Source organism: Allorhizobium borbori (genome assembly GCF_014196535.1).
Lineage (GTDB): Bacteria > Pseudomonadota > Alphaproteobacteria > Rhizobiales > Rhizobiaceae > Ectorhizobium > Ectorhizobium borbori.
In genome coordinates this window covers 85875-109083 of sequence record NZ_JACIDU010000007.1, presented here as the reverse complement: position 1 = coordinate 109083, position 23209 = coordinate 85875, and the positions used below count along the sequence as shown (strand labels likewise).

At 60.4% G+C, this 23209-nt stretch carries 23 protein-coding genes; 14 read left to right on the top strand and 9 right to left on the bottom strand.

The features are described 5' to 3' along the window. Positions 1-64: 64 nt before the first annotated feature. Together GGQ66_RS10225 and GGQ66_RS10220 are read right to left on the bottom strand one after the other, a co-directional pair. Positions 65-1438, bottom strand: coding sequence for a class II 3-deoxy-7-phosphoheptulonate synthase (locus GGQ66_RS10225; RefSeq protein WP_183792118.1), 1374 nt, complete (start codon positions 1436-1438; stop codon positions 65-67). Between the two features lie 152 nt (positions 1439-1590). Then, the gene (locus tag GGQ66_RS10220) at positions 1591-1812 is read right to left on the bottom strand and encodes a hypothetical protein (RefSeq protein ID WP_183792116.1); all 222 of its coding nucleotides are present in this window, start codon (positions 1810-1812) and stop codon (positions 1591-1593) included. A 157-nt stretch (positions 1813-1969) separates the two neighbouring features. Here GGQ66_RS10220 and GGQ66_RS10215 point away from each other — a divergent pair, with 157 nt between their 5' ends. Continuing rightward, positions 1970-2896: a LysR family transcriptional regulator gene (locus GGQ66_RS10215; protein WP_183792114.1), complete on the top strand. Its 927-nt coding sequence runs from the start codon at positions 1970-1972 to the stop codon at positions 2894-2896. Between the two features lie 160 nt (positions 2897-3056). Beyond that, positions 3057-4346 (top strand): pilus assembly protein TadG-related protein, encoded by a 1290-nt coding sequence (locus GGQ66_RS10210; RefSeq protein ID WP_183792112.1) that lies wholly within the window; start codon positions 3057-3059, stop codon positions 4344-4346. 6 nt (positions 4347-4352) lie between these two features. Here GGQ66_RS10210 and gor read toward each other — a convergent pair whose 3' ends face one another. The 3 genes from gor to rpiA all read right to left on the bottom strand — a co-directional run bounded on the left by gor (position 4353) and on the right by rpiA (position 7333). After that, complete coding sequence (gene gor, locus GGQ66_RS10205) at positions 4353-5747, bottom strand: glutathione-disulfide reductase (RefSeq protein ID WP_183792110.1); 1395 nt, start codon at positions 5745-5747, stop codon at positions 4353-4355. Positions 5748-5900: 153 nt separating this feature from the next. Beyond that, entirely contained in the window at positions 5901-6458 is a 558-nt protein-coding gene (locus tag GGQ66_RS10200) for a DUF2059 domain-containing protein (RefSeq protein WP_183792108.1), read from the bottom strand. Between the two features lie 176 nt (positions 6459-6634). Then, positions 6635-7333, bottom strand: coding sequence for a ribose-5-phosphate isomerase RpiA (gene rpiA / locus GGQ66_RS10195; protein ID WP_183792106.1), 699 nt, complete (start codon positions 7331-7333; stop codon positions 6635-6637). Positions 7334-7475: 142 nt separating this feature from the next. Here rpiA and GGQ66_RS10190 point away from each other — a divergent pair, with 142 nt between their 5' ends. Then, entirely contained in the window at positions 7476-8180 is a 705-nt protein-coding gene (locus GGQ66_RS10190) for an HAD family hydrolase (RefSeq protein ID WP_237358866.1), read from the top strand. Between the two features lie 59 nt (positions 8181-8239). On the opposite strand, the gene GGQ66_RS10185 is transcribed toward GGQ66_RS10190, so the two are convergent. Beyond that, entirely contained in the window at positions 8240-10117 is a 1878-nt protein-coding gene (locus tag GGQ66_RS10185) for a L,D-transpeptidase family protein (protein ID WP_183792104.1), read from the bottom strand. Positions 10118-10494: 377 nt separating this feature from the next. Between GGQ66_RS10185 and fumC the strand changes: the two genes are divergently transcribed. Together fumC and GGQ66_RS10175 are read left to right on the top strand one after the other, a co-directional pair. After that, positions 10495-11883 carry a class II fumarate hydratase gene (gene fumC, locus GGQ66_RS10180; protein WP_183792102.1) on the top strand — a complete coding sequence of 463 codons (1389 nt, stop codon included), beginning with the start codon at positions 10495-10497 and terminating at the stop codon, positions 11881-11883. Between the two features lie 202 nt (positions 11884-12085). Next, the gene (locus tag GGQ66_RS10175; protein ID WP_183792100.1) at positions 12086-13150 is read left to right on the top strand and encodes a GGDEF domain-containing protein; all 1065 of its coding nucleotides are present in this window, start codon (positions 12086-12088) and stop codon (positions 13148-13150) included. A gap of 15 nt (positions 13151-13165) precedes the next feature. On the opposite strand, the gene GGQ66_RS10170 is transcribed toward GGQ66_RS10175, so the two are convergent. Both GGQ66_RS10170 and GGQ66_RS10165 read right to left on the bottom strand, forming a co-directional pair. After that, positions 13166-13774, bottom strand: coding sequence for a pyridoxamine 5'-phosphate oxidase family protein (locus GGQ66_RS10170; protein ID WP_183792098.1), 609 nt, complete (start codon positions 13772-13774; stop codon positions 13166-13168). Between the two features lie 52 nt (positions 13775-13826). Then, complete coding sequence (locus GGQ66_RS10165; protein ID WP_183792096.1) at positions 13827-14732, bottom strand: alpha/beta fold hydrolase; 906 nt, start codon at positions 14730-14732, stop codon at positions 13827-13829. A gap of 46 nt (positions 14733-14778) precedes the next feature. Here GGQ66_RS10165 and GGQ66_RS10160 point away from each other — a divergent pair, with 46 nt between their 5' ends. Further along, entirely contained in the window at positions 14779-15243 is a 465-nt protein-coding gene (locus GGQ66_RS10160; protein WP_183792085.1) for a MarR family winged helix-turn-helix transcriptional regulator, read from the top strand. A 10-nt stretch (positions 15244-15253) separates the two neighbouring features. On the opposite strand, the gene GGQ66_RS10155 is transcribed toward GGQ66_RS10160, so the two are convergent. Then, positions 15254-15628, bottom strand: coding sequence for a gamma-butyrobetaine hydroxylase family protein (locus tag GGQ66_RS10155; RefSeq protein ID WP_183792083.1), 375 nt, complete (start codon positions 15626-15628; stop codon positions 15254-15256). A gap of 119 nt (positions 15629-15747) precedes the next feature. On the opposite strand from GGQ66_RS10155, the gene moaA reads away from it, so the two are divergent. The 8 genes from moaA to GGQ66_RS10115 all read left to right on the top strand — a co-directional run bounded on the left by moaA (position 15748) and on the right by GGQ66_RS10115 (position 23200). Continuing rightward, positions 15748-16800 carry a GTP 3',8-cyclase MoaA gene (moaA, locus tag GGQ66_RS10150; RefSeq protein ID WP_237358865.1) on the top strand — a complete coding sequence of 351 codons (1053 nt, stop codon included), beginning with the start codon at positions 15748-15750 and terminating at the stop codon, positions 16798-16800. Between the two features lie 93 nt (positions 16801-16893). Continuing rightward, the gene (locus tag GGQ66_RS10145) at positions 16894-17784 is read left to right on the top strand and encodes a DMT family transporter (protein ID WP_183792079.1); all 891 of its coding nucleotides are present in this window, start codon (positions 16894-16896) and stop codon (positions 17782-17784) included. A gap of 9 nt (positions 17785-17793) precedes the next feature. Beyond that, positions 17794-19032, top strand: a complete 1239-nt coding sequence (locus GGQ66_RS10140) for a multidrug effflux MFS transporter (RefSeq protein WP_370686326.1) — start codon at positions 17794-17796, stop codon at positions 19030-19032. Positions 19033-19334: 302 nt separating this feature from the next. Then, the gene (locus GGQ66_RS10135) at positions 19335-20108 is read left to right on the top strand and encodes an ABC transporter substrate-binding protein (RefSeq protein WP_183792077.1); all 774 of its coding nucleotides are present in this window, start codon (positions 19335-19337) and stop codon (positions 20106-20108) included. 88 nt (positions 20109-20196) lie between these two features. Continuing rightward, positions 20197-20997, top strand: a complete 801-nt coding sequence (locus GGQ66_RS10130) for an ABC transporter permease (protein ID WP_183792075.1) — start codon at positions 20197-20199, stop codon at positions 20995-20997. After that, the gene (locus GGQ66_RS10125; protein ID WP_183792073.1) at positions 20994-21824 is read left to right on the top strand and encodes an ABC transporter permease; all 831 of its coding nucleotides are present in this window, start codon (positions 20994-20996) and stop codon (positions 21822-21824) included. The genes GGQ66_RS10130 and GGQ66_RS10125 overlap by 4 nt, the downstream gene beginning before the upstream one ends. A gap of 221 nt (positions 21825-22045) precedes the next feature. Continuing rightward, positions 22046-22312: an usg protein gene (locus GGQ66_RS10120; RefSeq protein WP_183792071.1), complete on the top strand. Its 267-nt coding sequence runs from the start codon at positions 22046-22048 to the stop codon at positions 22310-22312. 69 nt (positions 22313-22381) lie between these two features. After that, complete coding sequence (locus GGQ66_RS10115) at positions 22382-23200, top strand: class I SAM-dependent methyltransferase (RefSeq protein WP_183792069.1); 819 nt, start codon at positions 22382-22384, stop codon at positions 23198-23200. Positions 23201-23209 lie beyond the last annotated feature (9 nt).

Below are 23209 nucleotides of genomic sequence, written 5' to 3'. Positions count from 1 at the left end.
GCTCACGAAAAAGGCCGGCGGATCGCTCCGCCGGCCTTTTTATTGGGTTTACACGTCAGGCGCCTCAGGCGTTGACGGCCATCTTCTTCTCATCGCGGCCGCTCTTCATGCGCTCGGCCAGAAGGAAGGCCAGTTCCAGCGCCTGATCGGCATTGAGACGCGGATCGCAATGGGTGTGGTAGCGGTCGGACAGGTTGTCTGCCGAAACCGCCCGCGCACCGCCCGTGCATTCCGTCACGTCGTTGCCGGTCATCTCGATATGGATGCCGCCCGGATGCGTACCTTCGGCGCGGTGGATCTGGAAGAAGCTTTCGACTTCCGACAGAATGCGCTCGAACGGACGCGTCTTGTAGTTGTTGAGCGTCACCGTGTTGCCGTGCATTGGATCACACGACCAAACGACCTTGCGGCCCTCGCGCTCGACGGCACGGATGAGACGCGGCAGGTGCTCGGCAACCTTGTCATGGCCGAAACGGGCGATCAGCGTCAGGCGGCCCGGTTCATTGGCCGGGTTCAGGATGTCGATCAGCTCAAGCAGGCCATCTGCCGTCATCGACGGACCGCACTTCAAGCCGATCGGATTCTTGATGCCACGGCAATATTCCACATGGGCATGGTCGGGCTGACGCGTGCGGTCGCCGATCCAGATCATATGGCCTGAGGTCGCATACCAGTCACCCGAGGTGGAATCGACGCGGGTCAACGCTTCCTCATAGCCAAGAAGCAGCGCTTCGTGGCTGGTGAAGAAATCCGTCTCGCGCAAGCTCGGATTGCTTTCCGAACTGATGCCGATGGCGCGCATGAAATCCATGGTTTCGGAAATGCGGGCCGCCAGCTTGCGGTAGCGTTCCGCCTGCGGGCTGTCCTTCACGAAGCCGAGCATCCACTGATGCACGTTTTCCAGGTTGGCGTAACCACCCATGGCAAAGGCGCGCAGCAGGTTCAGCGTCGCGGCCGACTGGCGGTAAGCCATGACCTGACGTTCCGGGTTCGGAACGCGCGACTCTTCGTTGAACTCGATGCCATTGATGATATCGCCGCGGTAGGACGGCAGGGAAACACCGTTCTGTGTCTCGTTCGGCGAGGAGCGCGGCTTGGCGAACTGACCGGCGATACGGCCGATCTTCACCACCGGCTGCTGGGCGCCGAAGGTCAGCACCACGGCCATCTGCAGGAAGGCGCGGAAGAAGTCACGGATCTGGTCGGCGCCATGTTCGGCAAAGCTTTCGGCGCAATCGCCTCCCTGAAGCAGGAAGCCGTTACCCTCGGCAACACCTGCAAGCGCCTTCTTCAGGCGACGTGCCTCACCGGCGAACACCAGCGGCGGAAAGCCTGCAAGACGCTTTTCCGTCGCCTTGAGTGCATCCGCATCCGGATAGTCCGGAACCTGACTGATCGGCTTTTCGCGCCAGCTCGTCGGGGACCAGTTCTGTGCCATGTTCTTTCTCCACGTTTTCCTCTGCGGAAAACTTAACGTTTCCTCACCATCAGGGCGCGGCTTATAAACCTTTGCCGCGTTCTTGGCTAGGCCGGAACCGCCGTGAACACGCCACTCGGCCCAATGCCCTGCCCCAAGAAATGGGAACTGGTTCACGCCACGCAAGGCGGCGGTTTTCTTTTTTCACCCACGGACACGCGACACCCCTTCTGATCTCCCGCTCGCCGCCTTGCGCGCAGACGAACCAGAAGCTCAAAAAGGTGAAGCGTCCAGCCGTTCGGCGTCCGCTCCAGAGGATCGGCCATCGGATCGATGACGCTGCCTGAATTGCCTCGGCGGGTCATTTCCATCGCGATCATGAATTCCGGGCTCATGCGCTGCTCCTTGTACCGACTGAACACTGCATCGAGACAGAGATAGGCCGACGAGCCGGGTGGCCGAAGACGCATGGATGAAACGCTTCTTTCATTCCTGTGCGGTGCACATTGCATTGCGATGATCTATGATTGCGCAAACATTGGAGGTTCCAGCATGAAGGAAGTCGGTTGGGACGACCTGAGACTCTTTTTACATGTCGCTTCGCAAGGCGGTCTTGCGGGCGCCGCCGCGTTGACCGGTATCAGTGCCCCCACTATCGGCAGGCGCATGCTGGCGCTGGAACGCACCATGGGGCGCGCCCTCTTCACGCGCAGCCAGCAGGGCTATCGGCTGGCACCAGATGGTGAAATCCTGCTGGATCGCGTCAGAACCATGCACATGACGGTGTCCGATATCACCCGCTGGCATGGCGAGGCTTTCACCCTGCCCATCGTCAAGATCGCAGGGCATGCATGGCTCGCGAGCTTCCTTGCCGCCCAGTCAACAACACTGCGTGGCCCGGCGGATGCTTTCCGCATCTGCAGCCAACGCCTGTCGGCCGCCGATGACCTGACGTTCCAGCGTGGCGTCACCGCGCTTCTGCCCGTCAAGCCGGAAACGGGCAATTTCGCAATCCGCAAGACTGTCGACGTCGCTTATGCCATATATCGCCCCGCCTCCGCGCCGGCCGGAAGCAACCTCCCGTGGATCTCCATCGGCACAGAAATCGCTACCTCTGCCCCGGAAAAATGGGTCTTCCACAATCACGAGCCGCAGATCCATACTTGGACGAATGCGCCCGAGCTTCTACCGGACCTGATCGCCAGCGGTGCCGGACGTGGCGTTCTGCCGACCTTTATCGGAGACACCCTGCCGAAGCTTGTTCGCGAAGGCGAGCCGATCGAAGGGCTCACCCATCCCCTGTGGCTTGCCGTCAATGACGATGATCGCAATCGTCCGGAAATCCGCCTCGTGATGGACCGCCTTCTTGCACTTCTCAAGGAAAACGAAGACCTGTTTGCGGGACGGCACATAGCGGGCCGCGGCGATCACTCATCCGCGCGCGCCCGGCACCGCTCTTTAGCCGGACACGCCGATTAAGCAACCATCGACGGAATTTTCCACCGAACAGCAGGGTATGACGTTTCAGTTAGGTCAAAATTCACAATTTAAGTATTAAACCATCACGTCGATTATATCTGTCATGGCATGAAGCCTATTCTCGCAAACTTAAGTATTATCTTAAGATGGAATACGCTCCATGATTGAATTAGCAAAATCGTTTCTACGCTCCACAACCGGCCATTTCGGCATCATGACCGCACTTCTGGCGGTACCGATGATCGCATGTGTCGGGATAGCGGTCGATTACACCTATGCTCTGGAGCGTCGCGAGGCCTATCAGAACGCCGCAGACGCAGCCGCAGTCGGCGTTCTCTCGCAAAAGTCGTCAACCATGTCTGCGGCGCTCGCCATGTCGGGCGATGGCGAGGTGGCGCTTGGCGCCGAAGAGGCATTGAAGCTCTTCAATGCCCAGCTCACGCCTGCCGAGCAGGCGCTGGTGGAAAGCGTCAACATTTCCGTTGCCCGTCGGTCCAGCGATATTGTTTCCAACGTCAACTTCACACTCAACGTGCCGACAAGCTTCCTCAGCATCATCAATGTCAGCAAGATCGACGTCACCGGCAATTCTTCCGCCGTGTCTCCGGATAACCATTTCGTCGACTTCCATATCCTCATCGACAACACGCCATCGATGGGCGTCGCCGCGACCGAGGCCGGCATCGAGACGATGGAGAAAAACACCAGCGACACCTGCGCCTTCGCCTGCCACACGACAAACACCACGAACAATTACTATACACTGGCCAAGTCACTCGGCGTGAAAATGCGTATCGATGTAGTGCGCCAGGCAACGCAGACGCTGACAGATACGGCCGCATCCACGCGGGTGTCCGACGAACAGTTTCGTATGGCCGTTTATACATTCGGCACCAAGGCTGAAACGATGGGGCTGACAACCGTTTCCGCGCTTTCGAATGATCTCGGCGCGGTCAAGACGCTCGCCAATGCCGTTGACCTGATGACGATCCCCTATCAGGGGTACAACAACGACCAGACGACGAGCTTCGACCTGGCACTGACCAACATCAAACCGATGGTCGGCAACGGTGGTAAGGGTTCATCGAAGACGGATCGGGAAAAGGTTCTGTTTCTGGTCGCAGACGGCGTCGGCGATAGCGCCAAAAGCTCCGGCTGCACCAAGAAAACCACGGGAACCCGTTGTCAGGAGCCGATCGATACGAAATTCTGCACGCCGATCAAGGCCCAGGGGGTCAAGATCGCCGTGCTTTATACCACCTATCTGCCGCTGCCGAAGAACGGTTGGTACAATTCCTGGATCAAGCCTTTCCAGACGGAAATCGCCACAAAGATGAAGGAGTGCGCCTCTGACGGGCTCTACTTCGAAGTTGGTCTCGGCAGCGATCTGAGCGAGGCCATGAATGCCCTGTTCTACAAGATCGCCGGCAAGCCGCGCATCACCGGCTGACCGGGCTCAGCCGGTCACGCGTTCGCCATTGCGGATCACGTAGCTCGGATTATACATCGTCACCAACTCTTCCGCCGCCGACGGGTGCAGCGCCATGGTGCGATCGAAATCATCCTTGGTGCATCCCGCCTTGAGGATCACGCCGAGAAGCTGCGCCATTTCGCCGGCCTCGTGGCCGAGGATATGGGCACCGACCACCTTGCGGTCGGAGGCGTTGACGATGAGCTTCATGATGACCTTTTCCGCCCGGCCCGAAAGCGTGGCCTTCATCGGCCGGAACTGTGCCCGATACACCTCGATCTCCGGGAACCGCCTGGCGGCCACCTCCTCGCTCAAGCCAACCGTGCCGATCTCCGGCTGTGAGAAGACGGCGGTCGGGATAAGGTCGTGATCCGGCTTCGTCGGCTTGCCGCGATATTCGGTATCGATGAAGCAGATGGCTTCGTGAATGGCGACAGGCGTCAATTGAACCCTGTCCGTGACATCGCCCAGCGCCCAGATCGAAGGAACATTGGTCCGCGAATATTCGTCCACGATAATCGCGCCACGCTTGTCGAGCGCAACGCCGGCCGTTTCGAGCCCCAGCCCTGCGGTATTCGGATGGCGTCCGAGCGCCAGCATCACCTGGTCAGCGCGGACCTCACCATGCTTTGCAGTGCGTGCAATCAGGCCGCCCTCCCGCGCATGCTCGACCGCTTCGATGACATCTGACAGAAGCAGGCGAATGCCCTTGGCCTCCATCGCCTCCTGCAGACCGCGCCGCATGTCGTGGTCGAAGCGCGAAAGCACCTCCGGACCGCGATAGATCAGTGTCGTTTCAACACCCAGTCCGTGGAAGATATTGGCGAACTCGACCGCGATATAGCCACCGCCTGCAATCAGAATCGAACGCGGCAGTTCCGGCAGGTCGAAGGCCTCGTTGGACGAAATGCATAACTCATGTCCGGCCATCGCTTCCTGTGCGTTCGAAGACCCGCCCGTCGCCACGACGATACGCTCGGCGGTCACGATCTTGCCGGTAGAAGCGATCTTCACCGCATTGGCACCGACCAGCACGGCGCGGCTCTCGATGATCTCAGCCTTGGCGCCCTCGAGACCCTTGCGATAAAGGCCTTCCAGACGGGTGATTTCCTTCTCCTTGGCGGCAACCAGTGCCGGCCAGTCGAAGCGCGTTTCCCCCACGCTCCAGCCGAAGCCGGCCGCATCCTCGAAATGCTCGGAAAACTGCGAGGCATAGACGTAGAGCTTCTTCGGCACGCAGCCGCGAATGACACAGGTACCCCCGAAGCGAAACTCTTCCGCAATCGCCACCTTCTTGCCAAGCGCGGCCGCAACACGGGCGCTGCGCACACCGCCGGAACCGCCACCGATGACAAAAAGATCATAGTCGTAGGCAGTCATGACGGGCTCCTGAGGTGATTTGGAACAGAGTTTGGCGGGTGCGCCAACAGACGGCGCGTCGAGCCCTATATAGGATGCCCGCCCCCCAAAGAAAAAGCCCGGCAGAGCCGGGCTTTTTCAATTCCTTGAAATTTCTGTTCACAGAAGCAGAAATCAGGGCTTCTTGGCCGTGGGAGCGCCCGGAACATTACCTTCGGCCGGGATCGGCTTCGGCGCAATTTTCTGCAACTCGGCAGCCACGGAAGCGTTCAGGTCGCGATCGATGCCTGCACCCCAGATATCTGCGGCCTTGAGCAGTTCGCGCATGGCAATCGGGCCATCCTTCAACAGCTTCTTGCCGGCATCCGTGTGGTAGAAGGCGGCGATGTCCTTGAGTTCCTGCGCGGTAAAGGTCTTGGCATAGATCGTCGCCGATTCACGCTCGAGATCGGCGCGGCGCTGCACCAGGGCAAGAGCCTTGGCATCGACAATATCCGTCACCTGCTGCTGCAGGTCGGGGAATGCCTGGATCTGCTGGGACTTGAGGCGTTCGGCGATCATCGGCAGAATACGGTCGAACTGATCCGTTACGCCGAGCGCCGTGATCGCGCTGCGCGCGGCCTTGATCTGGTCTTCCGAAGGCTCCTGCGCCCGGGCCGGACCGGACAGGGCAATGCCCGACAGCAGAACGGCAAACACGGCGGCTCGGCCGACACCTGCAAATTTGATCATGAAGTTTCTAGCTCCTGTCTCAACTATTTCGCTACCGCTCATGGCTGGGATCGATGTCCCGCACGACGAACGGCCTCCTCGAAAAGGACCGGACAGGCCATCCTGTCCGGCATCGGCCTTACCCATCCTTGAAGAAGACGGACAGACCCGGAATTTCAGTCACGCTTCCCGTCGGGTCACGCCTTCGCTTCGATCACCCGAACGCCCGCAGTGCCGGCAATCACGGCAACATCGGCAATATCGATGAAAAGCCCGTGCTCCACCACGCCCGGAATCGCGTGAAGCGCACCGGATAGAGCCTCTGCATCAGGAATAAGGCCAAAAGATGCGTCGAGAATGTAATGTCCGCCATCGGTTACGAAGACGCCATCGCCCGATTGGCGCAGGCGGATTTCACCTGCAAGGCCAAGCCTGCCCGCAGCCTTTTCAACCGCAAGCCGCGTCGCGCCGAGACCGAACGGATTGACCTCGATGGGCAGCGGAAACTTGCCGAGCGTCGGCACCAGCTTGGTTTCGTCGGCGATGACGACCATACGGGTCGAGGCCCAGGCCACGATCTTTTCGCGCAAAAGCGCGCCGCCGCCGCCCTTGACCAGTCGAAGCGCGGAATCCACTTCATCCGCGCCATCGATGGTGAGATCGAGTTCCGGCAATTCGTCCAGCGACTTCAGCGGCACACCAAGTTCGAGGCAAAGCCGCGCCGTGCGCTCGGACGTCGGAACGCCCTCGACCTTGAAGCCGCCGGCAACCTTTTCCGCCAGAAGCCGGACAAACTCTTCAGCCGTCGAGCCTGTGCCGATACCGAGCCGCATGCCATCCTCGACAAATTCGAGCGCTGCGGCTGCGGCCTTGATTTTCATCTCCCGGGCGTCCATGCGCCGAAAACTCCAGTCTGTTCACACCGCCGCCTGTTTACACGCCTCGCGGGGCAAACGAAAGCCCCCTTTCACGAAGACGCCCCCCTTTCAAAAAGATGCGATGCAGGGCATTTTCCAGTCGCAAACAGCAGGCCCTCCAATGCATGAAAGCCCCGCCATGTCCCACGACACCACCGCTCCGCTCGTCATCTTCGATCTCGATGGCACCCTGATCGACACCTCACCGGATCTGGTTGCAAGCCTGAACCACACGATTGCCGCGGAAGGGCTGGAACCCGTCACTTATGACGACCTCACCCACCTCGTCGGACAGGGTGTCCACATGATGATCACCCGTGCCTATGCCATGCGTGAACGCGCGCTCGATGAGGAAACCCGGGCGCGCCTGTTCAACCGTTTCATGGATTTCTACCTCGGCACGATGCCGGGCGCGAGCAAGCCCTATGCAGGGGTTCTCGACGCGCTGGACCGGCTGGAGGGCGCAGGCATGAAGCTTGCGGTCTGCACCAACAAGATCGAGAGCCTGACCTTCCCGCTGCTGGAAAAGCTGGGCCTCAAGGATCGCTTCGGCACGATTACCGGCGGCGATACCTTCGCCTGGCGCAAGCCCGATGCACGCCACATTCTCGGCACCATCGAAAAGGCGGGCGCCAGTGCATCACGCTCGATCATGATCGGCGACAGCGTCAACGACATTGCCGCCGCGAAGAACGCCGCCATTCCCTCCATCGCCGTACCGTTCGGCTACTCCGATGTACCGGTCGCCACGCTCGACCCCAGCATCATCATCAGCCATTACGATGAACTGACCCCGGCGCTGGTGACCCGGCTCATCGGCGGATGACCGGGACGAAAAAGGCGGCCTGATGGCCGCCTTTTCATTTCTCTCAGTGCGCGACACAGTCAGTTTGCCGCAACACGCACCTTGGAGGTCGCAGCGAAAGCCTTCTTCACGTAGTCGTCACGGCCATAGACATCGTCATAGAAATGAACCGTGCCCGCATCATCCGGCCAGGCCGTGAAATAGGACACATAAACCGGGATTTTCGCCGGAACCCGCAGGGCCTTGTTCTGACCCGCGGCAATCTGCCGACCGACATCTTCTTCCGTGGTTCCCAGCACGGCGGCTGCCATACGGCGCGGTTCCGAAAGGCGAACGCAACCGTGGCTCAAGGCCCGCATGTCCTTCTTGAAGAAGCTCTTCGAAGGCGTGTCATGCATGTAGATGGCATGGCTGTTGGGGAACAGGATCTTCAGTTCGCCCAGCGCGTTGTCGCTCGACGGCGGCTGGCGTACGGAAACGCTATTGGTCGAGCCGTACCAGTTGACGGAGGACGAAGGCACGGCCTTGCCGTTCACCGCTACCTGGTAACCCATGCGGTCGAGATAGGACGGGTCCGAGCGCAGTTTCGGCAGCATCTCGTTGATGATGATCGACTGCGGCACGCCCCAGTAAGGGTTCACCTCGACGGTTTCGATCTCGTCCTGGAAGAAATAGGTCTGGTTCGTCTTCGAGCCGACGACGACACGCATCGAAAACTGCGAACGGTTTTCGTTCACATAGGTCGCGGTAAAGGCTGGCTGGTTGATGAACACATAGCGGCTGCCAAGATCGTTGGGCAACCAGCGGGCCTGTTCCATGGCCACGATCACCTTGTCCACCTTCGCGGCACTGGTTTCACCCACCAGCGCGCGGACGGTGGCAGAACCGATGATGCCATCCGGCTTCAGGCCCACATCCTGCTGGAAATCCTTTACCAGGCCGGCGATATCGGGGGAGTATTCCGGCGCGCCGGCATAGGCGGCCAGCGTTTCCGCATGCTTCGTCTTCAGAGACTCGGAACCGCGATGCCGGATGGCCGCAACGATGTTTGCGACCTCCTCGCTGGTATCACCCGGCTTCAATGCCTTCGAAAGATTGATCGCGATGTGGTGGCCTTCACCGTTATTGCCTTCCAGCCGCGCCAGTTCGGTTTTCAGCGCGTTGAACTGGGCGCTGTTCGGCTGACGGCTCTCGAGATAGGCGGCGACATCCGGCGATGCCTTCACCATTTTCAGAACCGGCGCAAGATTGACCTGCTTGCGCTGGAAATCGTGATAGCCGGAAATGCGGTTGGGATCGATACGGCCACGCTGGGCATCCTCGACATAGGTCAGAACACGCGCCGAGAGCGCGACCTCGAAGGCGGCCAACGCCTGGGCATCCGCCTGCGCTTCGCCCGTTAGAGTCGGCTCGGAAACGGCGTAATCAGCGGGATCGAGGCCATAGGACCCGGCACCCTTCAAGACGGACAGAGCCGCCTTGGCGCGCTCGTTCACCGCGCCGTGCTCGACCCAGATAAACTCACCATTGTCGCGATAATAGGCTTCAACGACACTCGCGACCGTAGCCGGCGCCACGACCGAGGACGCACCGAGGAACGCACGAAGATCGGTGTCCGGCGTCACGCTGCCGGTCGTGAGCTGGCTATCCGGCATCGAGGCCGCAGCACTCTCCTTGAAAACGATCCGTCGCACGGCGTCGGGGCTATAGGTATAATAGCGCGGGCCGGTCACTCTGGGCGTAGCGGCTTCAGGATCGACATTACGTGTCACGGCGGGCACCTGCGCCGGCGGCGGCGCATAATTTTCGGTCGTCGCCTGCTTCTCGACCACCTTGCCGTTCTTCACATTGCCGCGAAGCATGTCGAGCAGCGTGTAGGCCGATGCCGACGAGGGCGCGGCAGCCGAGGCAAGACAGGAGAGGGTCAAAGCAGCGGCGGCGCTTCTGGAGATTTTCATGAGTGAACAGATCCCTTGGCAGACGCCGGCTTGGGGGCGCCCGTTTCTGAAGCCTATTAGCCGATTGGCTATGTGTTGGAAAGGAACCGAAAGACACGAAACGCATCAAATCCGCGCGACCGCCTCGACGGCTCCCGTTTCGTCTCGACCCTAGTGTCGATTGGTTTACGAATGTTTACCTTAACGCTTTCCAACTGTCGTTCGGCACCCGAAAGGCCCGGAAAACCAATGCCGGCAACCGTACCCGATTTTTTCTTTGCTCTCATACAAAGGCCGGGTTTGCAGGACGCGCGCATGACACTATAACCGTCGCCGAGGATCGCCGCCCCCTCGCTTGTCACGGCGGCGAAGTGCTTGAACGAAAGGGCAGGAACCCAATGACGACCCGCACCGAAACCGATACATTTGGCCCCATTGAAGTCGCCGCAGACCGCTACTGGGGCGCGCAGGCGCAGCGCTCGCTCGGCAACTTCAAGATCGGCTGGGAAAAGCAGCCCGCTTCCGTCGTCCGCGCGCTCGGCATCGTCAAGCAGGCCGCCGCCCGCGCCAACATGGCGCTCGCCGGCCTTGACCCGAAGATCGGCGAAGCCATCATTGCCGCCGCACAGGAAGTCATCGACGGCAAGCTGAACGACCACTTTCCGCTCGTCGTCTGGCAGACCGGTTCCGGCACGCAGTCGAACATGAACGCCAACGAGGTGATCTCCAACCGCGCCATCCAGATGCTCGGCGGCGAAATGGGCACCAAGAAGCCGGTTCATCCGAACGACCACGTCAACATGAGCCAGTCCTCGAACGACACCTATCCGACGGCCATGCACATCGCCGCCGTCGAGCAGATCGTGCATCACCTTCTGCCCGGCCTGCGCCACCTGCACGCCGCGCTTGAAAAGAAGGTCCAGCAGTTCGCGCACATCATCAAGATCGGCCGCACCCACACACAGGATGCAACGCCGCTGACGCTTGGCCAGGAATTCTCCGGTTACGCCGCTCAGGTTGCTTCGGCCATCGCCAACATCGAAACGACGCTCCCGGCTCTTTCCAAGCTCGCCCAGGGGGGCACTGCCGTCGGCACCGGGCTCAATGCACCGATCGGTTTCGCTGAAAAGGTCGCCGAAGAAGTCTCCAAGATCACCGGCCTTGCTTTCGTGACGGCACCGAACAAGTTCGAAGCGCTTGCTTCGCACGACTCGATGGTGTTCTCGCACGGCGCCATCAACGCCGCCGCCGCCGCCCTCTTCAAGATCGCCAACGACATTCGCTTCTTGGGTTCGGGTCCGCGCGCCGGTCTCGGCGAACTCGCCCTGCCGGAAAACGAGCCGGGTTCCTCGATCATGCCGGGCAAGGTCAACCCGACCCAGTCCGAAGCCCTGACGCAGGTTTGCGCCCACATCTTCGGCAACAATGCCGCGCTGTCGTTCGCCGGTTCGCAGGGTCACTTCGAACTGAACGTCTACAACCCGATGATGGCCTACAACTTCCTGCAGTCGGTCCAGCTCCTCGGCGACGCCGCCGTGTCCTTCACCGATAACTGCGTGGTTGGCATCGAGGCCCGCGAAGACAACATCCGCAAGGGCGTTGAAAACTCGCTGATGCTCGTCACGGCTCTGAACTCGAAGCTCGGCTACGACGCCTGCGCGAAGATTGCCAAGACGGCCCACAAGAACGGCACCACGCTGCGCGAAGAAGCCGTCGGCGGCGGTTACCTCACCAATGAGGAATTCGACCAGTACGTTCGTCCGGAAAACATGATCGGCCCGAAGTAATCCGCTTCACGTCGTATTGAATATGAAAGCCCGTCCGGGAAACCGGGCGGGCTTTTCCCTTGCCGCGCGCATGGATGGCTTTCGCCACAGCGTAAGGATGCTGCGGTGCAAAAATCATGCATTGGTGTCGAAACGATTAATTCTTTTCAAAGACATTTAGCGTTACAAATCTTGTCATCAAGATTTTGGAGAGCTTGCCGATATGAACACGGCAACAGTGGCACGAACGCAGGTACCTGATATCGCTGGGAAAATAACCTATGCGATGCGGACGATGGGTGTGGCGCCCATTCCCCGCAACTACCAGCTATTCTATGAGGCCTACATCGGGTCCAACCCGACCCTGACGCGGGAACTTGCAGCGTTGGGCAGCCGCGCCACCCAGCAGGAAATTGATGAAATCGGTGCCAAATATTTCGCCAACAATCCTGGCGGCGTCATCGAAGGCGCGCATTCGCGCATTCTGACGGAGCTCGATGCATTGCTGCGTCTGCTCAAGCAGGAACAGACCTCGCTGGAAAGCTACAACCGCCTGCTCGGCGAAACCTATAGCCGCATCGACACGAAAAACCAGGCCAGCGCCGATCTCCTCCAGAACGCCATTTCCATTCTGTCCGAGGCGACAGGGCGCACCATGGCCCACGGCCAGCGCACCGTCATGAACGTGAACGAGCGTTCGGCGGAAATGGATCAGGTTCGCAAGGAACTGGACGAGTACAAGCGCATCGCCAACACGGACTCGCTGACGCGGCTCTACAACCGCCGCGCCTTCGACGACAAGCTCGCGACGCTCTACAACAACCCGATGAACGTGCCGATCACCGCGCTCATCATCGTGGATGTCGATCATTTCAAGCGTATCAATGATATGTTCGGCCATCCCGTGGGCGACAAGATCCTGGCCTCCGTCGCCGGCGTCATCCGCTCGACGTTGCGCAAGGACGCCTTCGTGGCACGCGCCGGTGGCGAAGAGTTCGCCATCATCCTCGAAGGCAACACCGTCGAGGAAGTTTCTCTTGTCTGTGACCGTTTGCGCAGCACGATGGAGCTGACCCCGTTCCGCAATTCCCGCACCAATGTGAATTACGGTCCCGTGACCATTTCCATCGGTTTCTGCATGGCAGACCAGGCGAATGATCCCGGCGAATTGTACAGCAAGGCCGATATTGCGCTCTATTGCGCCAAGGACGGCGGACGCAACCGCGCCCTGCAGTTCAATGACGAAATGAAGAAAGACTTCTCCAAGAGCTGGCTGATCTACAAGTGATCGAATGCGGGACGCTTACCAGAGCGTCTTCTCAGCCCGCCCGCGCCATTCGCGGTCATAGGTTTCGGCATCGAAATCGGCCTTCGCCGCCTTCAGCATGGCGCCCGGAGTCGGAACCTGTTTTCCCAGTTCCCTTCGCTCCGGATTCCACAGGCCAGCGCGCATGACAGCGCGGGCGCACTGGAAATAGACCTCGCCAATGCGCACGATCACCACGCTCCGCGGATGCTTGCCATCCACCTCGAAGCTGTCGAGAAGTGCTGGATCGACGCTGACCTCGGCCGTACCATTCACCCTGAGAACCAGATCGGAGCCCGGAACGAGAAACATCAGCGCAATGCGCGGATCGCGCACGATGTTGATGAGCGAATCGATGCGGTTGTTGCCGCGCCAATCGGGCAGGAGGAGCGTCTTGTCATCTTCCACCCGCACAACCGGGCCTTCATCACCACGCGGCGAGCAATCGAGCCCGTCCGGCCCGACGGTCGCCAGCGCCAGAAACGGCGACGCCTCGATCATCTGCCGATATTCCGGCGTCAGCACAGGCCGTACCTTGACGAGGGATGCCTCACCCACAACCCCGTAAAGCGCCTGAAGCTCCTCGACGCTGCGAATGATGGTCATACCCGACTCTCCCGTTAACCGAAGGGAACTTTAGCCGCGTGCGGCAGCTACGTCACCCCGTTTTGGAGATTTCCGGCTCATCCTCACCGCTGAAGAAGCCGGCCACCCGCTCGATGACGGGCGGAGCGGCGACAATCCTGCGGTGACCATAGCCGTTCGCCCAACCGATCGTGACATTCGTCCCTTGCTCGGCGTAACGGCGGGCGTGATCGGCACTCACTTCCTTGTCATCTTCAGCGTGAATCACCAGTATCGGCAGGTCAAGATTACGCCCGGCGCTGGCAATATCGAAATCGCCGTTGCGCCGGCCGGTTACCCGGCGCACTTCCTTTTCCAGATGACGGCGGACACCGGCGGAAAGGCCGACCTGCTCGGAAAAATAGCGGAATATGCCGTCCAATTCGGACGGAGCACCGATCAGCGCCGCGCGGCCGGGCCGAAAGACCGGAAACTGCGGCAGGAAGTGGCAGACCGCCGCCATCAGGCTAGCACCACCAAAGGAATGACCGACCGCGCCGTCGAACGGCCCGAAGGTCCTGTCAACGGTGGCAATGGCCTCGACTGCAAGCCGCATATCGAGAAAACGCCCGCCCGACGCCCCATGGCCGGGAAAATCAAGCAGGATAACCTCGCCGCCGGTCGCGGCCTGAATGCCCTTGGCCAGCGCCGCCATATATTCGCTGCGCGAGCCCCACCCATGAAGAACGAGATAGCGCCCGCCTGCGCCGGCGAGCCGATAGGTCATGATCCTGCCATGCGACGTCTCGAGCGCCCTTGGCTCGGCTTTCGCAAGCCTGCGCGCGCCCTCGGCAAAAACAGCACGGGCGCGTTCTCCTTTGGGAAAGCGCGACGGTGCGAGACTGAAAACGCGGAACGCCAGCTTTCCGGCACCCCGCGGGGACACCGTGCCGGCCACTGAAAAGGTCAGCCGGAGAGCCTTCTTTGCAAAACTCGGCATGATGCGTTACCATATTGTTCAAGATTGAACATTTATTAAGACGGACATGAGCGAAAATCAATCCCTGCCCTTCGACCACCCGCGTTTTCGAAGCTGGATCGCGGTGGGCCGCGCCTGCCAGAGCATGCAGGCGGCACTGACCAAGGCGCTCGCGCCGCTGGGTCTCAAGCCGCAACATCTCGATGTCATGGTCAATCTCTATCGCTTTGAGGGGCTGACCCAGCAGGAACTGGCCCGCAAGCTTCTGGTGGGGCGCTCCAACGTCTCGATGACCCTGCCCCAGCTTGAAAAGCGCGGCCTGATCGAACGACAGGGCGATGCGGTGGACAGGCGTGTCCTGCGGCTGAAACTGACACCCTCGGGACGCAGGACGGCGGAACAGGCCATGGCCATCCAGACGGCATTGATCGAAGCCGTGCTGTCTCCCGCTCCGATGGAGCATTGCACGATCGTGGCTGAAACCATGGAGGCGATGGTGCCTCGCCTTCAGGCCTTCGAAAAGTCGCTTTGACGCGACCGGCTCAGCGCGGCTTTTCCGCCACGTCGCGGCTCATGCCCTTGGCGGCAAGGGCCGCCTCGTAATCGGCAAACAGCGACGCGCCCTTTTCGCCCAATTCACGCAGATAGGGCCAGGTATAGATGCCGCTCTGGTGCATGTCGTCGAAACCGATACGCACTGCATAGTTTCCGGTCGGTTGCACGGAAATGATCTGGACATTGCGCTTGCCGGGCACGGTCACTCCCTGCCCCGGCCCATGGCCCTGCACTTCCGCAGAGGGTGACAGAACCCGCAGCATTTCCGCCGGAAGCGCAAAGGCCGGACCATCGTCAAAGCGCACGGTCAGCGTCTGGCGGTCCTTTGAGACGCGTAATTCGGTTGGCCATACACCGCTCATATCGGACACTCCTCATCGAAATTTGACAGAGGTTTAGGCCGGAAGAACCATTTCGGCAAGCGGCTCAGGCTTGACGAGCATCGTTCCTCCGCCCAAATAGGATGAAAGAGGTAAGTTTATTGAACAGCTTGGTCACTGGGCCTTTCGCCCCCGCGGTTTCCGCTACAGGTTCCGGCCCGATCGTCGATCCCTTCGGTCGGTCGATTACCTATCTGCGCGTATCCGTCACCGACCGCTGCGATTTCCGCTGCACCTACTGCATGTCGGAAAACATGACCTTCCTGCCCCGGCAGGACCTGCTGACGCTGGAGGAACTGGACCGGCTCTGTTCGGCCTTCGTGGCGCGTGGCGTCCGCCGCCTGCGGCTGACAGGCGGCGAACCGCTGGTTCGCAAGAACATCCTGTGGCTGGTGCGCGCGCTCTCCCGCCACCTCGAAACCGGAGCGCTGGACGAACTCACCCTGACCACCAACGGCTCGCAGCTTTCCCGTTATGCACGGGAATTGGCGGAGTGCGGCGTCAGGCGGATCAACGTCTCCATCGACACGCTCGACCCCGAGAAATTCAAGACGATCACCCGCTGGGGCGACCTTGCCAAAGTGCTGGAAGGTATCGACGCCGCGCGTGAAGCCGGCATCGCCGTAAAACTCAACGCGGTGGCGCTGAAGGGTCAGAACGAGGATGAACTGACCGGGCTCCTCCGCTTCGCCCATGCGCGCGGCATGGACCTGACGCTGATCGAAACCATGCCGATGGGCGAAATCGGCGAGGACCGCACCGACCGCTATCTGCCGCTCAACACCGTACGCGAACGGCTGGAGCGTGAATTCACGCTCACCGATCTCACCTACCGCACCGGCGGCCCCGCCCGCTATGTGCACGTGGAGGAAACCGGTGGGCGGCTCGGCTTCATCACGCCGCTCACCCATAATTTCTGCGAAAGCTGCAACCGCGTCCGCCTCACCTGCACGGGAACCCTCTACCTTTGCCTCGGTCAGAACGACGCCGCCGACCTGCGTGAGGTGTTGCGGGCACCGGGTTCCGATGACGAAACCTTGTCCGCCGCCATCGATGCGGCGGTGGCGCTCAAGCCGAAGGGCCACGACTTCATGATAGGCCGCAACGCGCCCAGGACGAAGATTGCCCGTCATATGAGCGTAACCGGCGGCTGAAACGGCGCAATCTGCCCGTTTTAAGGGCGATCCATACTGGCGCCCCTCCCTTACATCCAGTAGAGATTGTTGCGATATACCGGGATTCGCTTCATGTCTTTATCGATCAATTCCAAGGGCGCTGCCCTGATGGCGCTCGCCATGGCTTCGTTCACTTGCAACGATGCGATCGTGAAGCTTCTTTTGACGCACCTGAATACGGGCCAGATCATGTTCGTTCGCGGCCTGCTGACGACGATCCTGGTTTACGCCATCGCCCGCTATGCCGGTGCGCTGACACCGCTGCGCGAGTTGATGCACCCGATGGTCCTCTTCCGTACCGCCCTGGAAATCGCCTCAACCCTGCTGTTTCTCTCGGCGCTGAAGAACATGCCGCTGCCGAACATTTCTGCCATCCTGCAATCGCTGCCACTGGCCGTCACACTTGGGGCGGCCCTTTTTCTGCGCGAACAAGTCGGCTGGCGACGCTGGAGCGCCATTGTCGTGGGCTTCATCGGCGTGCTCATCATCGTCCGTCCCGGCCCCGAAGGCTTCACCAACGCGTCGATCCTTGCCATCCTCTCGGTGTTTACCACCGCCGGGCGCGACTTGATCACGCGTCGCATTCCCTCCACCATCACGTCGCTGTCGATCACGACCTTTACCGCAGCCACCAATGCGTTGGTCGGCCTGGCCCTCATTCCGTTGCTGGGCGGCTGGCAACCGCTGACGCTTGACCATTCGGTGAAGCTGTTAGGTGCAGCCGTCTTCGTATTCATCGGCTATCAGTCGATCATCCTGTCCATGCGGACCGGCGACATTTCCTTTGTCGCCCCCTTCCGTTACGTAAGCCTTCTCTGGGCGCTGGTCATAGGCTATTTCGTATTCTCCGACGTGCCGGATGCGCCGGTGCTTCTGGGGGCCGCGATCGTCATCGCATCGGGCCTCTATACCTTTTATCGCGAACGCCAGCGGAATCGGCAGAAGGCCGCCAAGGTGGAGTGATAACAGGACATGCACCGCAAGACCGCCCTGCCGCCCGTCCGCTTTCTGGACCGTAAAACTCCGCCGCATATCATCACTCTGGTTCTCATCGCGGGTCTGGCAGCGCTGAACCAGAACATCTTTCTGCCCGCCCTTCCGGAAATGGCCGCCTTCTTCCGGACGGACTATGCAGTGATGCAGCTAACGCTCTCCGGCTATCTCGCTGGCACCGCGGCGCTGCAATTGCTGATCGGCCCGCTTTCAGATCGCTATGGCCGCCGCCCGGTCATGATCGGCGCGCTCGTCGTCCTCATCGCGGCAACGATTGTCTGCGTCCTATCCACCCATGTGGCGGTATTTTTGGCGGCACGCATGGTGCAGACCACCGTCGTGGCCGGCATGGTGCTGTCGCGCGCCATCGTGCGTGACATGGTGCCGGTGGAACAGGCGGCCTCCATGCTTGGCTATGTCACCATGGGCATGGCCATGGTTCCGATGTTCGGTCCCGCTATCGGCGGGATGCTGAGCGAACTCTTCGGCTGGCAGGCCTCGTTTACAGCGCTCGGCATTCTCGCCATCCTTGTCCTGATCGTCGTCATCGCCGACCTTGGCGAAACCAACCGCAACCCGAGCGCCAGTTTCCGCGCACAGTTCGCCGTATGGCCGGATCTTCTGGGTTCCCGCATCTTCTGGAACTACGCGCTGATTTCCGTCTTCATCTCCGGCGCCTTCTTCTCCTTCCTCGGCGGCGCGCCCTTCGCCGGCACGACGCTGCTGAAGCTGACGCCCGGCGCGCTCGGCCTTCAATTTCTCTACACGGCGGCGGGCTACATGGCCGGCAACTTCCTTTCAGGCCGCTATGCCAGGCGGCTCGGGTTGATGCGGATGCTGCTGATCGGCAACGGCATCTCGCTTCTGGGCGTCGGGCTGGCGCTGGCCTTTGCGCTGGCCGGCCATTTCACCGCACTATCCTTCTTCGGCTCCATGGTGCTGATGGGCCTCGGCAACGGTGTCGCCCTGCCTTCCGCCAATGCCGGCATGGTCAATGTCAGGCCCGATCTCGCGGGCTCAGCTTCGGGTCTCGGCGGCGCGCTGACGCTCGGGCTTGGCGCCATCCTTTCGGTCATCGCCTCCTCCATCATGTCGGAGGAAACCGGAGTGATACCGCTGCTGGTCGTGATGTTTGCCTGCGCGGTCGCTGCCATGCTGTCGATCGGCCTGCTCCGCTCCAGCACACGTAAAGCCGGCGGCGACCGGCTCGACAACTAACCCTTTCTGGTCATCCGCCAGACGGCTTCCGTTAAGGAAGGCACCTCGTCGACAATGTGACGGTTTCCGGCAACCCGTTGAAAATCAGAAATCTTTCACATTCCAGCGCCAATCGCGGGTAAAACTTGCCCACAAGCGCTTTGGCATCCGTCACGTCAGGCGGTGAATCCGGTTGCTTTTTGTTTGAAAACGATGTGACTATCCCTCACACGCCGGATTGCACCTCCGACGCGATTTTTGTCCGAGCGGTAAAAGTTCAAGCCGCAGAGGCCACCGCCGGACTGCCAACAGAGAGGATAAAAATGCGTAGCTCCATCCGTTTTCTCGCTGCGGCCTCCATCGCAGCCCTGTCGCTCGTTGCTGGCAGCGCGATGGCCGAGGACAAGATCATCATCGGCACCGAAGGCGCCTATCCGCCCTTCAACAATCTCGAATCGGACGGCACGCTGACGGGCTTCGACATCGACATCGCCAAGGCGCTGTGTGAGGAAATGAAGGCGTCCTGCACCTTCGTCACCAATGACTGGGACGGCATCATCCCTGCACTGCAGGCCAAGAAGTTCGATGCCATCATCGCGTCCATGTCGATCACGCCGGAACGCCTGGAGAAGGTCGACTTCTCCGCAAAGTACTACAACACGCCGCCGGCCGTTGCCGTGCCGAAGGACTCGCCGATCAAGGATGTCGCCGACCTCAAGGGCAAGACGCTTGGCGCCCAGGCTTCCACGACGCACGCCAACTATGTTGAGAAGCACTTCCCCGACTCCACCGAGAAGCTCTATCCCACGGCTGACGAATACAAGCTCGATATCGCCAATGGCCGTATCGACGGCGTGGTGGACGATATCGTCGTTCTCTCCGAATGGGTGAAGTCCGACGCCGGCGCCTGCTGCAAGATCCTGACTCCGCTGCCGGTTGACGAAGAGATCAACGGCAAGGGCGCAGGCATCGCCGTGCGCAAGGGTGATACGGCACTTGCCGACAAGTTCACCAAGGCCATCGCTGGCATCCGCGCCAACGGCAAGTACAAGGCCATTCAGGACAAGTACTTCGACTTCGACGTTTACGGCCAGTAAGAAAGGCTAGGCGCGGCAGCCCATGGCTGCCGCGTTTTCCCGCCGAGAAAAATAGAACGGGCATCAAGCCCGGCGAAGGGGAAAGTGCATGGGCGGAATATCTTCCGCATTCGCCTCTCTAGGGGCATTTTTTGGCATGTTCGATCCGCTCTGCGGACCTGTCGGCATTTTCACGCTGCTTGGCGAGGGAACGCTGGTTTCCTGTGGCGACGCCGGTTGGGGCGACGAGATCGCTTTTGGGGTTGCCGTCACCACCGCGCTGGCACTGGCCACATTGCCGCTTGGCCTCCTTATCGGCTTCCTCGTGGCGCTGGCCGGGCAGTCGGAAGAAAAGTCACTCCGGCTCGCGGCCGGCATCTACACCACCATCTTTCGCGGCCTGCCGGAACTGCTGACGCTGTTCATCGTCTATTACGGCATGCAGATCCTTATTCAGTCCGTTCTGGGTTTTGTCGGTTATGACGGGCGGGTGGAGATCAACGCCTTTCTCGCCGGCATGATCGCACTTGCTGTCGTCAACTCCGCCTATTCCGGCGAGGTGATGCTATCGGCTTTCCGGGCCATCCCGAAGGGACAATATGAGGCCGGCGATGCGCTTGGCCTCGGGCGGGGCAGGACAATGGTCCTTGTTATCCTGCCCCAACTCGTACGCATTGCCCTGCCCGGCCTCGTCAATCTCTGGATGATCCTGCTCAAGGATACATCCTATGTCTCGATCATCGGCCTGTCCGATATTCTCCGCCAGACGGGCGTTGCCGCCAAGGTCTCCAAGGAAGCATTCTTCTTTTACATGATCGCCTGCGGCCTCTATCTCGCCCTCGCCATCCTTTCCTCCTTCGCCCTGCGGTTCATCGACCGCTGGAGCCGCCGCTCGGAGGCCTCGCGATGAGCTACGTCAAGGAACTGATTCCGCCGCGCCCGGCACCCGCCGTCATCGAAAAACGGATGAACCCGGCCCGGCTGACCGGCATGCTGGTCATGGCGCTGTGGGTCCTGCTCGCCGCAAGCCTCATTGCCATGGTCATTACCGGCTGGGACACCGCCAAATTTGAACGCTACGGACCGCGCTACATCTCCGGCCTCGGTACGACGCTGGCACTTGTCACGCTCTCCATCGTCATGGGCGCCATTCTCTCCGTGCCCGTCGCCTTTGCCCGCATGTCGAAGAATGCGGTCTTGAACGGCATTGCGTTCGCCTATGTCTACATCTTCCGTTCTACGCCGCTGCTCGCCCAGCTTTTCCTGATCTATTACGGCCTCGGCTCGTTCAAGTCGGAGCTTGAATCGGTCGGCTTGTGGTGGTTCTTCCGGGAAGCCTGGTATTGCGGCCTGCTCTCCTTCACGCTCAATACCGCTGCCTATCAGGCCGAAATCCTGCGCGGTGCCATCGAGAGCGTTCCCAAGGGGCAACTGGAAGGGGCAGCATCGCTTGGCCTCCCCAAGAGCGTTACTTTCTGGAAGATCGTTCTCCCGCAAGCGCTGATCGTCGCTCTGCGCCCCTACGGCAACGAGATCATTCTCATGGTCAAGGGCTCGGCAGTCGTCTCTATCGTCACCGTTTTCGACCTGATGGGCGAGACACGTTACGCCTTCTCCCGCACATTCGATTATCAGGCCTATCTCTGGGCGGCGATCTTCTACCTCGCCATTGTCGAAACGCTGCGCCATGTCTGGGCCTGGCTTGAAGCACGGCTGACCCGTCACCTGAAACGGTGACGGGAAACCTTGGCAGCACTCACTAAACAAGGCTGCTAACATATTGTTTTAAAATAACAATGACGATTTGTTCTGCGTTTTGTTAAGCCTCGGTTAAGCGTAAAATGTTCCCCTGTAAGTGGCGAAAACGCCGAAACTGGCTGCGGGGAATTGGACCGGAAGCCTTGTGGTCCTCCGGAATGTCCGATGGCCCCGCCCATGAGAAAAGCGGGAACGACGACATGAACGAAGAAATGGAAATGATGCTGAAGGGCTATGGCCTCACCACAGCCCATATCTTTTACCGCATGCCGGATCATCCGTCGCTGATCCAGACCTTCCTCTGGCAGAACTATGATCTCGCCCCGGATTTCCCCCAAATGAAAGGCTTCCTGAAGTTCTGGGAGGAAAAGCTCGACGGGCCGCTGCATTCCGTTCGCTATGTTCACCGCAAGCTGATCGCCGCCAATGAATGGCGCGCCTTGAAGGGTGAATTCATCCTTCACTGACATTCCTCATTGCGCGCATCGCATCGCATGGATAGAGCATGGACAAAATCCAAGCGGAGCGATGCGCCCATGAGCAAGCAGATAATTGACGAAGAAGCCTTGGCCGAAGCCTATAACCGCGCCCTGGAGCTGGAAAAGGCCGGCGACGTGGACGCCGCTGTGAAGGCCTATCTGGAAGTGCTGGAAATCGACCCGGAAGACCATGGCGGCGCGGCTGTCCGCATCGCGGCCATGGGTCGGGGCGAAACGCCGACCAAGGCACCCGACGCCTATGTCGAAACCCTGTTCGACCAGCACGCCGAAGCCTTCGAGGATATTCTGGTCGAACAGCTTGGCTACGCCGTGCCCGTGCTGGTGCGCCAGCGCCTGCAGGCGCTCGGGCTCGGCCCGTTCAAGCGCATGCTGGACCTCGGTTGCGGCACGGGGCTGACCGGCGGCACGTTGCGCGATATCGTTGATGACATCACCGGCATCGACATTTCCGAGAACATGGTCGAGATCGCCCATGAGAAGGAGCTTTACGAAACGCTTTATGTAGCCGAGGTCGAGGACTTCCTGGACGATAATGACGACGAACCCTTCGACCTGATCACCGCCACCGACGTCCTGCCCTATCTCGGCGCGCTGGAACCGCTGTTCTTCGGTGCCGCGGAAAACATGGTCAAGGGTGGGCTGCTGATCTTCTCGTCGGAAACCCTGCCGGACGCGGTTCTCGCCGGACGGCCCTACATGGTGGGCCCGAACCAGCGCTTTGCCCATGCGCCGGAGTACATCCGCCAGCGCCTTGCCGATACCGGTTTCGAACTGGTGGAAATGACCGACATCAACGTGCGCATGCAGAACGGCGAGCCGACCCCCGGCCATCTCGTCATCGCCCGCCTCGCCTGATTTCAGGCC

What these genes read in the sequence shown, in the direction of transcription:
- GGQ66_RS10165 (WP_183792096.1), bottom strand. Translation starts at nt 14,732, where the DNA reads ATGCCGAGTTTTGCAAAGAAGGCTCTCCGGCTGACCTTTTCAGTGGCC.
- GGQ66_RS10225 (WP_183792118.1), bottom strand. Translation starts at nt 1,438, where the DNA reads ATGGCACAGAACTGGTCCCCGACGAGCTGGCGCGAAAAGCCGATCAGT.
- GGQ66_RS10215 (WP_183792114.1), top strand. Translation starts at nt 1,970, where the DNA reads ATGAAGGAAGTCGGTTGGGACGACCTGAGACTCTTTTTACATGTCGCT.
- GGQ66_RS10200 (WP_183792108.1), bottom strand. Translation starts at nt 6,458, where the DNA reads ATGATCAAATTTGCAGGTGTCGGCCGAGCCGCCGTGTTTGCCGTTCTG.
- fumC (WP_183792102.1), top strand. Translation starts at nt 10,495, where the DNA reads ATGACGACCCGCACCGAAACCGATACATTTGGCCCCATTGAAGTCGCC.
- GGQ66_RS10120 (WP_183792071.1), top strand. Translation starts at nt 22,046, where the DNA reads ATGAACGAAGAAATGGAAATGATGCTGAAGGGCTATGGCCTCACCACA.
- GGQ66_RS10155 (WP_183792083.1), bottom strand. Translation starts at nt 15,628, where the DNA reads ATGAGCGGTGTATGGCCAACCGAATTACGCGTCTCAAAGGACCGCCAG.
- GGQ66_RS10145 (WP_183792079.1), top strand. Translation starts at nt 16,894, where the DNA reads ATGTCTTTATCGATCAATTCCAAGGGCGCTGCCCTGATGGCGCTCGCC.
- GGQ66_RS10170 (WP_183792098.1), bottom strand. Translation starts at nt 13,774, where the DNA reads ATGACCATCATTCGCAGCGTCGAGGAGCTTCAGGCGCTTTACGGGGTT.
- GGQ66_RS10160 (WP_183792085.1), top strand. Translation starts at nt 14,779, where the DNA reads ATGAGCGAAAATCAATCCCTGCCCTTCGACCACCCGCGTTTTCGAAGC.
- GGQ66_RS10190 (WP_237358866.1), top strand. Translation starts at nt 7,476, where the DNA reads ATGCATGAAAGCCCCGCCATGTCCCACGACACCACCGCTCCGCTCGTC.
- gor (WP_183792110.1), bottom strand. Translation starts at nt 5,747, where the DNA reads ATGACTGCCTACGACTATGATCTTTTTGTCATCGGTGGCGGTTCCGGC.
- GGQ66_RS10130 (WP_183792075.1), top strand. Translation starts at nt 20,197, where the DNA reads ATGGGCGGAATATCTTCCGCATTCGCCTCTCTAGGGGCATTTTTTGGC.
- GGQ66_RS10220 (WP_183792116.1), bottom strand. Translation starts at nt 1,812, where the DNA reads ATGAGCCCGGAATTCATGATCGCGATGGAAATGACCCGCCGAGGCAAT.
- GGQ66_RS10175 (WP_183792100.1), top strand. Translation starts at nt 12,086, where the DNA reads ATGAACACGGCAACAGTGGCACGAACGCAGGTACCTGATATCGCTGGG.
- GGQ66_RS10140 (WP_370686326.1), top strand. Translation starts at nt 17,794, where the DNA reads ATGCACCGCAAGACCGCCCTGCCGCCCGTCCGCTTTCTGGACCGTAAA.
- GGQ66_RS10135 (WP_183792077.1), top strand. Translation starts at nt 19,335, where the DNA reads ATGCGTAGCTCCATCCGTTTTCTCGCTGCGGCCTCCATCGCAGCCCTG.
- rpiA (WP_183792106.1), bottom strand. Translation starts at nt 7,333, where the DNA reads ATGGACGCCCGGGAGATGAAAATCAAGGCCGCAGCCGCAGCGCTCGAA.
- GGQ66_RS10185 (WP_183792104.1), bottom strand. Translation starts at nt 10,117, where the DNA reads ATGAAAATCTCCAGAAGCGCCGCCGCTGCTTTGACCCTCTCCTGTCTT.
- GGQ66_RS10115 (WP_183792069.1), top strand. Translation starts at nt 22,382, where the DNA reads ATGAGCAAGCAGATAATTGACGAAGAAGCCTTGGCCGAAGCCTATAAC.
- GGQ66_RS10125 (WP_183792073.1), top strand. Translation starts at nt 20,994, where the DNA reads ATGAGCTACGTCAAGGAACTGATTCCGCCGCGCCCGGCACCCGCCGTC.
- GGQ66_RS10210 (WP_183792112.1), top strand. Translation starts at nt 3,057, where the DNA reads ATGATTGAATTAGCAAAATCGTTTCTACGCTCCACAACCGGCCATTTC.